A 14,746-nucleotide genomic window follows, 5' to 3' on the forward strand; every position below is an offset into this window, starting at 1 on the left:
GGGCCCGGACGCCTCCAGTACGCTGTCCTACTGTGAAGGTTCTAGTGCTGGGCCCCGGCGGCCGCGAACATGCCATCGTCCGGGCCTTGCTGGCCGATCCGTTCGTCCGCGAGGTGCATGCGGCTCCCGGCAACGCGGGGATCGCGGCGGACGTGCCCACGCACGACGTCGATGCCGGCTCGCCGGGAGTCGTCGTCGACCTGGCCCGCTCGCTCGGGTCGGACCTCGTGGTGATCGGGCCGGAGGCGCCGCTGGCGGCCGGGGTGGCCGATGCACTGCTCGACGCCGGCATCCCCGTCTTCGGGCCCACGAGGGCCGCGGCACAGCTCGAGGCGTCGAAGGCCTTCGCGAAGCAGGTCATGGCCGCTGCCGGCGTCCCCACCGCCATGGCTCGAGTCGCCGCGACCGACGAGGAGGCCGGCGAGGCGCTCTGCACGTTCGGTGCCCCCTACGTGGTGAAGGACGACGGCCTCGCCGCCGGCAAGGGGGTCGTGGTCACCGACGACCTCGACGAGGCCCGCGCCCACGCGTCCGAGTGCTTCCGTGCAGGCGGCACCGTGGTCATCGAGGAGTACCTCGACGGCCCCGAGGTGTCCCTGTTCGTCCTCTCCGACGGCCGGACCGTCGTCCCGCTCGCTCCGGCGCAGGACTTCAAACGCATCAACGACGGCGACCAGGGCCCGAACACGGGTGGCATGGGTGCCTACTCGCCCCTGGAATGGGTGCCGGCCGGTCTCGTCGACGAGGTCCTGACGCGCGTGGCGCAGCCGGTCATCGACGAGATGGCGCACCGCGGCACGCCCTTCGCGGGTGTCCTCTACGTGGGGCTGGCCCTGACCTCGCGCGGCATGCGCGTGATCGAGTTCAACGCGCGGTTCGGTGACCCCGAGACACAGGCCGTCCTCGCCCGGCTCACCACGCCGCTCGGCGGGGTGCTGCTCGCCGCGGCGAAGGGGACCCTCGACCAGATCGACCCCCTGAACTGGTCGCCGAAGACCGCTGTCGCCGTGGTCCTCGCGTCGGAGAACTACCCGGACACCCCGGTGACCGGTCGCCGCGTCCGCGGGCTGCGGAAGGCCGCGAAGGTCGACGGCGCCCACGTGCTCCACGCCGGCACGGCGGAGCGGGACGGCAAGGTGGTGAGCTCCGGGGGCCGTGTACTCGCCGTCGTCGGACTCGGGGACTCCCTCGAGGACGCGCGCTCCACCGCCTACGAAGGACTCGCACTGATCGATCTCGAGGGCGGGCAGTACCGGACGGACATCGCGCTGAAGGCGGCGCGCGCCGAGGTGTCCGTCACCGGACCGGCGGCGGCGACCGCATGAGCACCTTCGCCCCCGCGCACCCCGAGCTCCCGGGCTGGAGGCACGTCTACTCGGGCAAGGTCCGGGACCTGTACGAGCCCGAGGACGGGCGCGACGACGTCGTCCTGGTGGTCGCGAGCGACCGCATCAGCGCGTACGACCACGTGCTCGCCACGGAGATCCCCGACAAGGGCCGCGTGCTGACGCAGCTGAGCCTCTGGTGGTTCGAGCGGCTCGCGGGGATCCCGAACCATGTCATCGCGTCCGACGCCGCCGGGGGAGTGCCCGCCGCGGTCGAGGGGCGGGCCATGATCTGCCGGAAGCTCGCCATGTACCCCATCGAGTGCATCGCGCGCGGCTACCTCACCGGCAGCGGCCTGCTGGAGTACCGGGCGTCCGGGACGGTGTGCTCGCTGCCGCTGCCCGACGGCCTCGTGGACGGCTCGCGCCTGGAACCCGCGCTCTTCACACCGTCGGCGAAGGCCGAGGTGGGGGAGCACGACGAGAACATCACGTACGACGCCGTCGTCATGACCGTGGGTGACGACGCCGCGGCCGAGCTCCGGACCCTGACGCTCGGGATCTACACGCGGGCCGAGACGATCGCACGGGAGCGGGGGATCATCCTCGCGGACACGAAGGTGGAGTTCGGCCTGGACCCGGCCACCGGCGCCATCACCCTCGGCGACGAGGTCCTGACCCCCGATTCCTCGCGCTTCTGGGACGCTGCCCTGTACGCGCCCGGGCAGGCGCAGCCCTCGTTCGACAAGCAGTTCGTCCGCGACTGGCTGACGTCCGACGACGCCGCCTGGGACCGCTCCGGTGAGCCGCCCGCACTGCCCGCGGACGTCGTCGAGCGCACACGCGCCCGCTACATCGAGGCGTACGAGCGCCTGACGGGCCGCACGTTCGCCTGAGGCTCCTGACGGCGTCGGGCTCCGCGCCGGCTCTCCCCGGGCGACGCGCGCCGTCGTTCACGCTTCTTCCGGCTCCGTGCTGCCCAGGACGGCGTGCCGGTCAACGACACGCCCTCCACCCGCCGAGAGGTGTGGACGAGCGTCCGATCGTTGATGGGTCCGGGATGGTTCCCGGGGACGATGGCCGTGACCCGAGCGTTATGGGTGAGGACCGGCCACAGTTCCAGGACTGCGCCGGCGCCGGCGGCCGTCCCGGCCGTGGTACACGATGATGGCCGTCCACCGGACGGCCAGGACCCAGTCGACACAGCGCGGTGCGGTGCACCCCATGGTCCGCCCGCGCAGAACCATCGAGGAGCACCGTGAACACCGATTCCCCCTCCACCCGTTCCCGCCGCCACGGCCTGGCCCGCGCCGCCGTCGCCGTCGTCGCGACCGGCGGCCTGCTGCTGCCCGCTGCCGGTGCCGTCGCCGCGCAGCCCGCGGCCCCACCTGCGAACGCCGCCTCGTCCCAGCAGCAGGGCGCCTTCATCCCGCTGCCCGGTGCGTCCGGTGCGGAAGGGATCGCCGCAGGCAAGGGCTCGACGTTCTACGCGGGCGACCTCGGCGACGGCGACATCTACCGCGGCGACGTCCGGAAGGGGACGGCGGACCTCTTCATCGACGCCCCCGAGGGCAGGGTCGCCGTGGGGCTGAAAGCCGACGTGCGGAACGACCTGCTCTTCGTCTCGGGTGGGCCGACCGGCCAGGCCTACGTGTACGACACCCGCACCGGAGCGCCCGTCGCGGACGTCCAGCTGGCCACGGGCGACGCCTTCATCAACGACGTCACCCTCACGAAGGACGGCGCCTGGTTCACGAACTCACGCAGCGCCGAACTCTACTTCCTCCCCGTCGGACCGAAGGGCGCCCTGGGCGAGGTCGAGACCATCACGCTCACGGGACCCGCCGCGCTCGTGACGCCCGGCTTCAACCTGAACGGCATCACGTCGGTCGACGGCGGTGACACCCTGATCGTGGCGCACTCCGCCAACCAGGCCCTCTACACCGTGGATCCCGCGACGGGCGCGAGCGCTGCCATCACGACGGTCGCCCTGCCGGCCGTGGACGGCATCCTCGCCCAGGGCGACACCGTCTACGCCGTGCAGAACCGGCTCAACCAGGTCAGCCGGATCAGCCTGTCGGAGGACCGATCGAGCGGCGAGGTGGAGGATGTCATCACGAGTCCGCTCTTCGACGTGCCGACCACCGTGGCACTGTTCGGCAACACGCTGGCCCTCGCCAACGCGAAGTTCGGCGCCGTGGATCCCGACGGGTACGAGGTCGTGACGACCTCCGCGCGCTGATCCGACCCTCGACGCAGAAGGCCCGCCGGGTGACCGGCGGGCCTTCTGCAGATGTTCCTGTGGTCGGGGTGACAGGATTTGAACCTGCGACCTCGTCGTCCCGAACGACGCGCGCTACCAAGCTGCGCCACACCCCGGTGCCACCGGCGGGAGGGAGGACCTCCGGAACGGCAACTGTCCAAGGATAGCCGAGGATCAGCGGCGAGGAAAACCGGGCCCGGCGGCGCCTGCCCGCTCAGACCAGCGAGTCCTTCCACGCGGCGTGCAGGGTGGCGAAGCGCCCCGTGCCGCCGATGAGGTCCGCCGGCGTGCCGTCCTCGACGACCCGCCCGTCGTGCACCACGAGGACGCGGTCGGCGATCGCGACGGTGGAGAGGCGGTGCGCGATGATCAGTGCGGTCCGGTTGCCGAGGAGTTTCTGCAGGCCCTCCTGCACCAGGCGTTCGCTCGGGATGTCGAGTGAGGACGTCGCCTCGTCGAGGATGAGGACCGCCGGGTCGGCGAGGAAGGCGCGGGCGAAGCTGATCAGCTGCCGCTGCCCGGCGGAGACGCGGCCGCCGCGCTTGTTCACATCGGTGTCGAAGCCCTCGGGCAGCTCGAGGATGAACTGTTCGGCTCCGACGGCGCGGGCAGCCGCGATGATCTCCTCGCGCCCGGCCTCGGGCTTGCCGACGGCGATGTTGTCGGCCACCGTACCGCTGAAGAGGAAGGCCTCCTGCGTGACCATGACGACCGCGCGCCGGAGGTCCGCCGGCGCCAGCTCCCGGAGGTCGACGCCGTCGAGGGTCAGCCGGCCCGCCGAGACGTCGTAGAAGCGCGCGATCAGCTTGGCGAGGGTGGATTTCCCGGCACCCGTCTGGCCGACGAGTGCGACCGTCTGCCCGGCCCTGATGGAGAGGTCCAGCGTGGGCAGCACCACAGGGCCGTTGCCGTAGCGGAACTGGACGCCGTGGAAGTCGATGTCCCCCCGCGGGTCCGGCAGCGACACCGGGTTCTTCGGCGGACGGACGGTCGGCACTTCCTCGAGCAGCCCGGACACCTTCTCGAGGGCCGCGGCGGCGGACTGGAACGAGTTGTAGAACATGGCCATCTGGTCCACGGGCTGGAAGAACCGCTTGCTGTAGAGGAGGAGGGCCAGGAGCGCGCCGACCTCGAGCGAGCCGCCGAGCACGCGGAACCCACCGGACACCAGGACGACGGCGACCGTCACGTTGCCGATCAGCACGAGGCCGGGCTGGAAGACGCCGTTGAGGTTGATGGAACGCACGGTGACGGTGCGGTAGTCCTCCGCGAGGTCGTCGTAGCGCTCGGCGTTGACCGTCTCGCGGCGGAAGGCCTTCACGGCGCGGATGCCGGTCATGGTCTCGATGAAGTGCACGATCAGCTTCGCCGACACCACCCGGGACTCCCGGTACGCGATCTGGGAGTGCTTCTGGTACCAGCGGGCCAGGAGGAACATCGGGACCGCGGCCGCGAGGATCAGGAACCCGGTGCGCCAGTCGAGGGCGAAGATGGTGGCTGCGGTGAACAGCATGAAGATGGCACCCGAGGCCAGGGAGCTGATCCCCGAGTCGAGCAGTTCCCGCAGCGCCTCGAGGTCGGAGGTCTGGCGGGAGATGATGCGGCCCGACGTGTACTTCTCGTGGAACTCCAGGCTCAGTCGCTGCGTGTGCCGGAAGACCCGCACCCGGAGATCCAGGAGCATCGACTGGCTGAGCTGCGCGGTGGCCCGGACGTACCCGGCCGTCAGGACGGCGGCGAGGACGGCGGCCAGGAGGTAGGTGCCACCCGCCACCCAGAGCATGAGCGGATCGCCGTCGATCAGGGCCGGCAGGGCCCGGTCGATGCCGAACGCGATGATCGCCGGGCCGGCCACGCGCGCGGCCTGCGAGACGACGACGAGCAGGACGGTCCAGACGAACTGCCGCCGGTTCGGCCGGATGAGCGAGCCGAGCAGGCGGAAGGAGCGGGAGCGCACCGCCTTGCTCTGCGCGCGGTCGAGGAGGACGTCGTCCTCGTTGAGGACGCCGGCGGACGTGGAGCCCGGCTCCGCCGATGTCTCCTGTGCCTTCGGTGTCCGCCGGGGCCCGCGGTCCTTCGGAGCGCCGCCGGGCGTCGTCGTGGTGCGGCTCATGCCAGCGCCTCCTCGTCGTCGGGCACGGTCTGTCCGGTGACCGCGGTGCGTCCGAGCTGCGCGATCTCCTCGTCGTCCAGGCTGGCGATCACGTAGCGGTAGTGGTCGCTGCGCGCGAGCAGTTCCGAGTGCGTCCCGACGTCAGCGATCCGCCCGTCCCGCATGAGCGCGACGCGATCGGCGAGTGCCACCGTGGAGGGCCGGTGCGCGACGATGAGCGTGGTCGTGGAGCGGAGCATCGCGCGGAGGCCCTCCTCCACGCGTTCCTCCGTGGCGACGTCGAGGGCCGACAGCGGATCGTCGAGCACCAGGACCGTCGGCCGGGCCGCGATGGCCCGGGCGAGGGCGATGCGCTGGCGCTGGCCGCCGGAGAGGCTCAGCCCCTCCTCGCCGATGAGCGTGTCGACCCCGTCCGGCAGGTCGTGGGCGAACTGCGCCTGGGCCACGTCGAGGGCTTCCGCGAGGATGCGGTCCGCCTCTGCGCCGGTCGCGTCCGAGCCCATGAGGACGTTGTCCCGCACCGAGGTGGAGAACAGGGTGGTGTCCTCGAAGGCGACGGCGACCAGGGTGCGCAGCTCCGTGAGGGTGAGGCTCCGCAGGTCGACGCCGTCGATGGTGATGGATCCGCCGGTCACGTCGTAGAGGCGGGGGACGAGCTGCAGCAGCGTGCTCTTGCCGCACCCGGTCACGCCGACCAGCGCCATGGTCTCGCCCGCGCGCAGGCGCAGGTCGATGCCGTCGAGTACGTCCCCGGCGTCGTCCTGCGCGTCGGGGTAGCGGAAGTGCACGGCCTCGAAGACGATCTCCCCCTCCGGGGTGTCGAGGTGGACCGGCTGCTCAGGGTCGGCGATGGTGTTCTGCGACTCCATGACCTCGTAGTGGCGGTCGATCGCGGTCTTGGCCGTGAAGGTCATGGCGAGCAGGGGGCCGATGAACTCCACCGGACCGGCGACGGCCGCAGCCGTGGCGAAGAAGGCCACGAGGGCACCGATGGTCACCTCGCCGTTGGCTGCCAGGGTCACCCCGGCGACGAGCGAGGCCCCGAGCGCGAGTTCCGGGAGAAGGGTGACGATCATGGAGAAGGTGGCGAGCGAGCGGGCCTTGTGGATCTCGGTCCGCCGGAGTTCCTCGGCCTGCTCCTCGAAGTCCTCGAGGGCTTCACGGCTCCTGCCGAACGCCTTGAGGACCCGGATGCCGTGGACGGACTCCTCGACGGTCGTGGCGAGGTCGCCGGCCTGGTCCTGGCTCTTCCGTGACACGCGGCTGTAGGAGGCGCGGAAGCGGTAGCCGTAGATCATGAGGGGGATCGCCGCGGCGACGAAGATCAGGGCGAGGACCCAACTGGTGAAGAACATGATCACCACGCCCATCACCACCGTCAGCGACGTCACGACGAGCATGATCAGCCCGAACGCCATCCAGCGGCGCATGAGGTTGAGATCGCTCATCGCGCGGGAGAGGAGCTGGCCGCTGCCCCAGCGGTCGTGGAACTCGATCGTCAGGTTCTGGAGATGCCGGTAGAAGGACGTGCGCATGTTCGTCTCCACCGTCGTCGCCGGGGTGATGACGAACTGGCGGCGCAGGGCCACGAACGTGGCCTCGAGGACACCGAGGAGCAGGACGACGCCGGAGGCCACCCAGACGGTGCGCGCCGAGCCACCCTCGGCGAGGGCGTCATTGATGAGGACGCGCAGCACCTGGGGGATGGCCAGCGCCATCATGCTCGCACCGAGGGCGCAGAGCAGGCCGAGGACGAGGCGGGGGATGATGGGTCTCACGTGCGGGTACAGCCGTCCGAGCGATTCCCACAGGGTGTTCTGGTTCTTCATGGCCATCTCTTCGGTGATCGATGGTTGTTGGTGTCCCTCAGCAACAATCCTAGGGCAAGCCCGCTGTGACGCCGATCAGGTTCGTGAAGCGCGAAGAACCGGGAAATACCCGCTAGCGGGAACTCCTCGGGGTAAGGGTCAGCAGGACCGCCTCGGGGCGGCAGGCGAAGCGGATCGGAGCGAAGCGCGACGTGCCGATGCCTGCCGAGACATTCAGCGGCACCGTGCGGCCCTCGTGGTCCCACTCCGTGAGGCCCCGGGCCCGCCACGTCGGCAGGTCGCAGTTGCTGACGAGTGCACCGTAGCCGGGCACGCGGACCTGCCCGCCGTGGGTGTGGCCGGCGAGCATGAGGTCCGCGCCACCCGCCGTGAAGTAGTCGAGTACCCGCTGGTACGGCGCGTGCGCCACGGCGACGCGGATGTGCGGGGCCTCGGCGGACGTGCTGCTGCCCGACGGGTAGGGCACGTAGCGGTCACGGTCGAGGTGCGGGTCGTCGACGCCGGTGAAGTCGATGCGCATGTTGCCGAAGCCGATGGACTGCGACCTGTTGGTGAGGTCCACCCAGCCCGCCGCCCCGAACGCACTGAACATGTCGGCCCACGGCAGGTCCTGCGGCGCGGACTCCTTCGGGGCGATCGAGGGACCCGCGAAGTACCGTAGGGGATTCTTGACCACCGGCGCGTAGTAGTCGTTGGACCCGGGGACGAAGACGCCCGGTACACCCAGCAGCGGCTCGAGGGCCTCCAGCAGGGGCCCGACGGCTTTCCGGTGGCTCAGGTTGTCACCGGTGTTGACCACGAGGTCGGGGTTGAGGCGTGCCAGGCCGTGCAGCCAGTCCGCCTTGGATTTCTGTCCCGGCACCATGTGGATGTCCGAGAGGTGCAGGACCCGCAGGGGGGCTGCACCCGGAGGCAGGATCGGCACCGTCTCCTCCCGGACCCCGTACAGGGTCCGTTCGACCGCCGAGGCGTAGGCGAGGGTTGCGGCCGCGGCGGTCAGGGTGAGGCCCGCCGCCCAGCCGAGCGGTGCCCCGCTCCGGGATGTCTGAGTCGATGTCACGCTAGCCGTTTCCTCCGTTACCGGCACCGTTACCGTTGCCGTTGTTGCCGCCGTTGTCGGCCGCTCCTCCAGTGGTACCACCGGTGGTACCGCCGGTGCCAGTTCCGCCGGTGTTGGTGCCGGGGGCCCCGGGTCCTCCCGGGCGGACCGGGGAGGTGGGCGTGGTGCCCCGCTGGGGACCGTTGATCATCGACGACGGCGGCGCGGTGAACGGCTTCCCGACGTAGAGTCCGGGGATCTGCTGCATGAAACGCGCCCAGGACGGGGCGGCGATCAGGGACCCGTCGATCTCGGGGTACACCTGGCCGCCGATCTGCAGGCCGCCGAGCGAGGCTTCCTCACCCTCGCCCTGCCAGTTACCGACCCAGGTCGCGGTGACCATGTCCGAGTTGTAGCCCATGAACCACGTCTGCGAACGGGCGTCGTTGGTGCCCGTCTTGCCGGCCATCGGGATGCCGCCGTACTGGAGCGTTGACCCGGAGCCGATCCGCATGACTTCCTGCGTCGCGTAATTGACTCCCCGGGCGACGTCGGCTTCGATCTTCCGCTCGCACGTCACGGGCGGCACCGGATAGCTGGTGCCGTCCACGGCGGTGACCTCCGTCAGCGCCCGCGCTGTACAGACCGTTCCCTCGTTGGCGAATCCGCTGAAAGCCGTGGCCATCGACATCGGGGCGGCCGAGACGGCGCCACCGATCAGCGCCGGCGGGTTGATGCCGGGAGGAGTCGGCGCGCCTTCGCTGCTGTTCGCGTTGTGCACCCCGAGATCGAAGGCGATGTCCCTGATGCGGCACAGGTCCAGCTGCCTGGCGGTCTCCATGGTGATCGTGTTGAGGGACTGGGCGAGGCCGTACAGCACGGTGTACGTGCCGTAGTTCTCGTCGCCGTAGTTCTGCGGCTCGTAGCCCTCGCCGTCGGGCGTGTTGATGACGTAGTTCCCGCCCGGCTCGCAGCTCGCGCGCCAGCGGTCACCCTCGGGGTAGACGCGCTTGCGTCCGTCGATCTGCTGGTTCAGGCTCTTGCCTGCCTCCACCCAGGCCGCCACGGTGAAGGGCTTGTAGGTCGAGCCGGGCTGGAACCCGCCGCCGCCGCCGAGGCTCTTCGCGGGGTCTCCGCCGTCGAACTGGTCGACGTTGAAGTTCAGGACCGTGTTGCCCTGGGCCAGCTCGGGGTTGTACCGGGTGTTCTGCGCCATGGACAGGATGTTGCCCGTCTTCGGGTCGAGGCTGAGCATCGTGTGGCCGACCTTGCCGTCGGTCGTGTCGGGGTTCGCGGTCTCGTTGACAGCGGTCTGTGCCGCGCCCTGCACGCGCGAATCCAGCGTCGTCTTGATGGTGAGGCCCGATCGGTACAGGACCTTCCGGCGATCCTCCGTCGTCTCGCCGTAGGCGGGATCGTTCAGGATCAGGTGGGTGACGTAGTCGCAGAAGTACGGTGCCTGCGCGGCACCGACGCACCCGCTGAGGGTCGGGGTGATGGCCAGTCCGAGGTCCGTGGCGATGGCCGCGTCGTGCTCCTCCTGCGTGATCTTCCCGCGCGTCAGCATGGCGCCGATCACGATGTTGCGGCGCTGCAGCGCGCCCTCCGGATTGAGCTCCGGGCTGTAGATCGTGGGGCCGTTGACCACACCGGCCAGCAGCGCGCTCTGCTGGATGTTGAGATCCTTCGCATCCACGTTGAAGAAGTACTTCGACGCGGCCTGCACGCCGTAGCTCGTGCCGTTGAACTGGACGATGTTGAGGTAGCCCTCGAGGATCTCGTCCTTGGAGAGCTCCTTCTCGACGGCGATGGCGAGCTTCATCTCGCGCAGCTTGTCACCGACGGACTTGCTGCCGTTGAAGACGGCCGTGCCGTCGTTCTGGCGCGCCGTGTCGTTCAGCACGTTGGTGACGAACTGCTGCGTCAGGGTGGAGGCACCGCGCGTCGTGTCACTGGTGAGGTTGCTGGCGATCGCGCCGAGGATGCCCTCCATGTCCACGCCGCCGTGGTCGTAGAACCGGTAGTCCTCGATCGCGATCAGCGCATCCTTCATGGACGGCGAGATCTGGTCGAGGGTGACGGGCTGCCGGTTCTCCTCGTACAGCGTGGCGATGAGGGACCCGTCGGAGGCCACGATGGTCGTCGGCTGGGCGAGGGCCTCCCGCTCGAGCTCCGCGGGCAGCTCCTCGAAGAACTGGATCGAGGCGGAGGCTCCTGTACCGGCGGCGGCGGCCACGGGGACGAGGAGACCTGCGGCGAGCACGCCGGCCAGCCCGCTGATTCCGAGGAAGGCGACGATCTTGCCGAGAGTGGTAGCCGTGTCGAAGAGGGGTGATTTGCGCGCAGCCATTATTCCAGTTTACAAGCACCCGCTACGCTTTCCCCATGAAGAAATGGGAGTACTCCACGATTCCGCTCATCATCCACGCGACGAAGCAGATCCTCGATCAGTGGGGCGATGATGGGTGGGAGCTCGTGCAGGTGGTTCCCGGGCCGGACGGCAAGGGTCTGGTCGCCTACCTGAAGCGGGAGAAGAACTAGCAGTGGCAGCTCCCGAACCCGTGATTTCCGCGGTCGAGGCGCGTCTCGCGGAGCGCGGCATCACGCTTCCCGGCGTCGTCCCGCCGCTGGCCGCGTACGTTCCCGCCGTCGTGAGCGGCAACCACGTCTACACCTCCGGGCAGCTGCCCATGATTGACGGCAAACTCCCAGCTTCGGGGAAGGTCGGGGCGGCCGACGGCGGGGTCGACGCCGAGACCGCAACAGCCCTCGCGGCGACCTGTGCCGTGAACGCCCTCGCCGCGATCAAGAGCCAGATCGGGGACCTCGACCGCATCACGCGGATCGTGAAGGTGGTGGGCTTCGTGGCCTCCGATCCCTCCTTCACCGGACAGCCCGGTGTCGTCAACGGCGCGTCGGAGCTCCTCGGTTCCGTCCTCGGCGATGCGGGCGTGCACGCACGCTCGGCCGTCGGAGTGTCCGTCCTCCCCCTCGACTCGCCCGTCGAGGTCGAGGTCATCGCGGAGTTCATCTAGGCCGTGGACCGTCTCAGCACCAGGCTCTTCCCTGTTCACCCGGACCAGCGCACCGCGGCACTGAGTTGGATCGAGCACGGCCAGCGCACGCCGCTCAAGGCCCGGCCGGCGTCGTCCGTGGTCCTGCTGCGTGACAGCGCGATCGGCACCGAGACCTACCTGTCCTACCGGCGCGGCCAGTCACCGCTCGGGGTGATCGGGTTCCCCGGCGGGAGCATCGAGGAGTCCGACGACGACGACCTGCCCTGGTACGGCCCGACACCGGCCATGTGGGCGAAGACCCTCGGGCTCGACGACCACCGGGCAGCGCGACGGCACGTCCTCTGCGCGATCCGGGAGCTCTTCGAGGAGACGGGTGTCCTGCTGGCGGGACCCGATGCCTCCTCGCTCGTCGAGGGCACACAGGCCAAGGAGTGGATGAAGGCGCGCGAGGCCATCAACGAGGGCGAGTGCCGCTTCGCGGACATCCTCAGCCGCCGCGGGCTCGGTGTCCGCACCGACCTCATCAAGCCGCTCTCGCACTGGCTCACACCCGACTTCGCGCACCGGCGGTTCGACACCCACTACTTCGCGGCGGCGCAGCCCGTGAACCAGGAGCCGAGCATCCTCGACAGCAAGGGTGTGTGGGGGCAGTGGCGGTGGGCGGCGCAGGAGATCGCCGACCGCGACACCACCCGGCTCGGCGACGAGGTCGGACAGCCGAACACCGTGGGGCACGTCCTCAGCGAGCTGGCGGTCCCGGCGGTCGAGATCATCCTCGAGAAGATCGGGTCAAGCCGGGGCTGCATCGCCTACCTGTCCCACAAGCGACCGGTCAAGGTGTACTACCCGGAGCTCGCAGAGCAGGACGGCGACCTGATGCTCAAGGTCGAGTGCCCGAAACTCACCGAGGGCGGTTCGGTGCAGCGCGGCCGCTGATCCGTCCGCACCCGACGGAGGCACCCGCCATCACATGACGAAGGCACCCGCCGTCCGGCGGGTGCCTTCGTCCTTCCCGGGCGGCACCCGGGGCCGCACGGATCAGCGGCTGCGCTGCCGCAGGCGCTGGATGTCGAGGATGACGACGGCGCGGGCCTCGAGGCGCAGCCAGCCGCGCTGCACGAACTCGGCGAGCGCCTTGTTGACCGTCTCGCGGGACGCTCCCACGAGCTGCGCCAGTTCCTCCTGCGTCAGTTCGTGCGCCACGAGGACGCCGTCCGTCGCGGGACGGCCGAAGCGGTCCGCGAGATCGAGCAGGGCCTTCGCCACGCGACCCGGGACATCGGAGAACACGAGGTCCGCGAGGGATTCGTTCGTGCGACGCAGGCGGCGCGCGAGCGCCTGGAGGAGCTGCGCCGAGACCTCGGGACGCGTCTCCAGCAGCGTGCGCAGGTTCTCGTTCTTGAGCCCGGCGAGGCGTGTCTCCGACACGGCGGTCGCCGTCGCGGTCCGCGGGCTCGGGTCGAACAGCGCCATCTCGCCGAACAGCTCACCCGGACCGAGGATCGCGAGGAGATTCTCGCGGCCGTCCTGGGCCGTGCGGCCGAGCTTGATCTTGCCGGAGACGATGAAGTACAGCTGATCGCCCTGGTCGCCCTCGCGGAAGACCGAGGAACCACGCGGGAGGTCCACCTCGATGAGCTCGTCCGTCAGGGCGGCGAAGACATCGTCTCCCAGTGAGGCGAAGAGGGGCGCCCGGCGCAGTACTTCGATGTCCATGAATTCTCCTGATGCGTCTGTGGTGCGTCGTTCCGCGGCGGTACCCGCTGCCTTCTCCTGACCATCTTGCCGTACGGGAGCAGATGTGACGACTGATACACGCCCCGGGCAGCGCAATCCGCGTCGTCAGGGCGCAGGCGCCCCGGTCCTCCCACGCTCCTCCCATGCTTCGCCGCTAGAATCGCTCGCAGTGCCGGGAGGCCGCCCATGCTCCCGCCGTCCATAGCCAGGGGAGAATGTTCGTGCCGGAAGTCAATCTCGCGGGATTCACCCTCCTCGACCTCGTCCTGGTCGTGGTGCTGCTGGGCTACCTCGTCACGGGGATCCGCAACGGCTTCCTCGTGACGCTCGGCGGGATCGTCGGATTCGTGGCGGGCGCCGTCGCGGCGTTCTTCGCGATCCCCCTCGTGAGTGCCTGGGTTCCGGACAACCCCTGGCGGCTCATCGCCGTCATCGCGACCGTGATCGTCCTCATCATCATCGGCCAGGCCGTCGGCTCGGCGCTCGGCGCCTCGATCCGCAAGTGGTCGGACGTCCCGCCGCTGCGCGTCGTGGACCGCATCCTCGGCGGTGTGGTGAACGTCGTCGTCGCGGCGCTGGTCCTGTCGATGCTCGCCTTCGGCGTGGGGACCCTCGGCGTACCGTTCCTGTCCCAGCAGCTGGCGTCCTCCCAGGTCATCCGGGCGATCGACAGCGCGACACCCGGTCCCGTCCGCACCTGGACGGCGCAGCTCCGCACCATCGCGGTCGACGACGGCATCCCCACCCTCCTCGAGGGCGTCGGCCCGGCCACGCCGGCGGCCGTGCCCGACGCCTCGGTGGATACCCCCCAACTGGCGGCTGCTGCCGCGTCGGTCGTCCGGATCACGGGCACCGCGTTCCAGTGCGGCCAGAACCAGACCGGGTCCGGCTTCGTCGTCGCGCCCGATCGCGTGATCACCAATGCACACGTCGTCGCCGGTGTCGATCAACCGGTGGTGGAGGTACCCGGTGGCGGGGCCCTGCCCGGCAGGGTGGTCCAGCTGGACACGGCCCGGGACATCGCCGTGATCGCCGTGGACGGGCTGCAGGCCGCACCGCTCCCACTCGGCGACGAAGTGGCCGACGGGACGACCGTGGCCTTCGCCGGCTACCCGGCGGGCGGTCCGTACCGGATCCAGCCGGCCAGCGTGCAGAGCCTCTCGCCGGTGCTCGTGAACAACATCTACGGCGCCGATCCCCAGCCGCTGCAGGTCTACAGCCTCGCCGCGAACGTGCAGCAGGGGAATTCGGGTGGCCCGCTGCTGGACATGGACGGCCGGGTCGCAGGGGTGGTCTTCGCGAAGTCGACGGCGGATGCGCCGGTGGGCTACGCGCTGTCCCTCGACGAGCTCCGCCCGATCGCCGAGGGTGCGCCGGGTCTTCAGGACGCCGTCTCCGCCGGTCAGTGCACGCGCGGCTAGGC

12 protein-coding genes and 1 tRNA gene are annotated in these 14,746 nt (G+C 70.0%); 7 read left to right on the plus strand and 6 right to left on the minus strand.

The window, feature by feature from the left end; translation table 11 throughout:
• Positions 1 to 32 precede the first annotated feature (32 nt).
• The 3 genes from purD to ASF21_RS04670 all read left to right on the plus strand — a co-directional run bounded on the left by purD (position 33) and on the right by ASF21_RS04670 (position 3,567).
• On the plus strand, positions 33 to 1,325 hold the full coding sequence (gene purD / locus ASF21_RS04660; protein ID WP_055767413.1) for a phosphoribosylamine--glycine ligase: 1,293 nt from the start codon (positions 33 to 35) through the stop codon (positions 1,323 to 1,325).
• A complete protein-coding gene (locus ASF21_RS04665; RefSeq protein WP_055767416.1) occupies positions 1,322 to 2,221 on the plus strand; it encodes a phosphoribosylaminoimidazolesuccinocarboxamide synthase in 900 nt (299 codons plus the stop codon). Before purD ends, ASF21_RS04665 begins: the two co-directional genes overlap by 4 nt.
• A gap of 362 nt (positions 2,222 to 2,583) precedes the next feature.
• On the plus strand, positions 2,584 to 3,567 hold the full coding sequence (locus tag ASF21_RS04670) for a hypothetical protein (protein WP_157365735.1): 984 nt from the start codon (positions 2,584 to 2,586) through the stop codon (positions 3,565 to 3,567).
• Positions 3,568 to 3,627: 60 nt separating this feature from the next.
• On the opposite strand, the gene ASF21_RS04675 is transcribed toward ASF21_RS04670, so the two are convergent.
• From ASF21_RS04675 to ASF21_RS04695, 5 genes are all read right to left on the minus strand, one after another.
• Positions 3,628 to 3,704: transfer RNA gene (locus ASF21_RS04675), tRNA-Pro, on the minus strand.
• A gap of 98 nt (positions 3,705 to 3,802) precedes the next feature.
• Positions 3,803 to 5,701 (minus strand): ABC transporter ATP-binding protein, encoded by a 1,899-nt coding sequence (locus ASF21_RS04680; RefSeq protein ID WP_055767419.1) that lies wholly within the window; start codon positions 5,699 to 5,701, stop codon positions 3,803 to 3,805.
• On the minus strand, positions 5,698 to 7,530 hold the full coding sequence (locus ASF21_RS04685) for an ABC transporter ATP-binding protein (protein ID WP_055769145.1): 1,833 nt from the start codon (positions 7,528 to 7,530) through the stop codon (positions 5,698 to 5,700). The genes ASF21_RS04680 and ASF21_RS04685 overlap by 4 nt, the downstream gene beginning before the upstream one ends.
• Positions 7,531 to 7,642: 112 nt before the next feature.
• On the minus strand, positions 7,643 to 8,590 hold the full coding sequence (locus tag ASF21_RS04690) for a metallophosphoesterase (protein ID WP_157365736.1): 948 nt from the start codon (positions 8,588 to 8,590) through the stop codon (positions 7,643 to 7,645).
• A 1-nt stretch (position 8,591) separates the two neighbouring features.
• Positions 8,592 to 10,919 carry a transglycosylase domain-containing protein gene (locus ASF21_RS04695; RefSeq protein ID WP_055767422.1) on the minus strand — a complete coding sequence of 776 codons (2,328 nt, stop codon included), beginning with the start codon at positions 10,917 to 10,919 and terminating at the stop codon, positions 8,592 to 8,594.
• Between the two features lie 35 nt (positions 10,920 to 10,954).
• Here ASF21_RS04695 and ASF21_RS16715 point away from each other — a divergent pair, with 35 nt between their 5' ends.
• Genes ASF21_RS16715 through ASF21_RS04705 form a run of 3 tightly spaced genes read left to right on the plus strand, consistent with a single transcriptional unit; the run spans position 10,955 to position 12,522 of the window.
• A complete protein-coding gene (locus tag ASF21_RS16715) occupies positions 10,955 to 11,110 on the plus strand; it encodes a DUF4177 domain-containing protein (RefSeq protein ID WP_152812776.1) in 156 nt (51 codons plus the stop codon).
• A gap of 2 nt (positions 11,111 to 11,112) precedes the next feature.
• On the plus strand, positions 11,113 to 11,604 hold the full coding sequence (locus ASF21_RS04700; RefSeq protein ID WP_055767425.1) for a RidA family protein: 492 nt from the start codon (positions 11,113 to 11,115) through the stop codon (positions 11,602 to 11,604).
• A 3-nt stretch (positions 11,605 to 11,607) separates the two neighbouring features.
• Complete coding sequence (locus tag ASF21_RS04705) at positions 11,608 to 12,522, plus strand: NUDIX hydrolase (protein ID WP_055767428.1); 915 nt, start codon at positions 11,608 to 11,610, stop codon at positions 12,520 to 12,522.
• A 102-nt stretch (positions 12,523 to 12,624) separates the two neighbouring features.
• Here the strand turns inward: ASF21_RS04705 and ASF21_RS04710 are convergent, their stop codons facing one another.
• The gene (locus tag ASF21_RS04710) at positions 12,625 to 13,302 is read right to left on the minus strand and encodes a Crp/Fnr family transcriptional regulator (protein WP_055767432.1); all 678 of its coding nucleotides are present in this window, start codon (positions 13,300 to 13,302) and stop codon (positions 12,625 to 12,627) included.
• Between the two features lie 236 nt (positions 13,303 to 13,538).
• Between ASF21_RS04710 and ASF21_RS04715 the strand changes: the two genes are divergently transcribed.
• Positions 13,539 to 14,744 (plus strand): MarP family serine protease, encoded by a 1,206-nt coding sequence (locus tag ASF21_RS04715; RefSeq protein ID WP_055767435.1) that lies wholly within the window; start codon positions 13,539 to 13,541, stop codon positions 14,742 to 14,744.
• Positions 14,745 to 14,746 lie beyond the last annotated feature (2 nt).

It is taken from the genome of Arthrobacter sp. Leaf234, assembly GCF_001422665.1.
In the GTDB taxonomy this organism is placed as follows: Bacteria; Actinomycetota; Actinomycetes; order Actinomycetales; family Micrococcaceae; genus Arthrobacter_D.

What these genes read in the sequence shown, in the direction of transcription:
- ASF21_RS16715 (WP_152812776.1), top strand. Translation starts at nt 10,955, where the DNA reads ATGAAGAAATGGGAGTACTCCACGATTCCGCTCATCATCCACGCGACG.
- ASF21_RS04685 (WP_055769145.1), bottom strand. Translation starts at nt 7,530, where the DNA reads ATGAAGAACCAGAACACCCTGTGGGAATCGCTCGGACGGCTGTACCCG.
- ASF21_RS04680 (WP_055767419.1), bottom strand. Translation starts at nt 5,701, where the DNA reads ATGAGCCGCACCACGACGACGCCCGGCGGCGCTCCGAAGGACCGCGGG.
- ASF21_RS04715 (WP_055767435.1), top strand. Translation starts at nt 13,539, where the DNA reads ATGTTCGTGCCGGAAGTCAATCTCGCGGGATTCACCCTCCTCGACCTC.
- ASF21_RS04695 (WP_055767422.1), bottom strand. Translation starts at nt 10,919, where the DNA reads ATGGCTGCGCGCAAATCACCCCTCTTCGACACGGCTACCACTCTCGGC.
- ASF21_RS04665 (WP_055767416.1), top strand. Translation starts at nt 1,322, where the DNA reads ATGAGCACCTTCGCCCCCGCGCACCCCGAGCTCCCGGGCTGGAGGCAC.
- ASF21_RS04710 (WP_055767432.1), bottom strand. Translation starts at nt 13,302, where the DNA reads ATGGACATCGAAGTACTGCGCCGGGCGCCCCTCTTCGCCTCACTGGGA.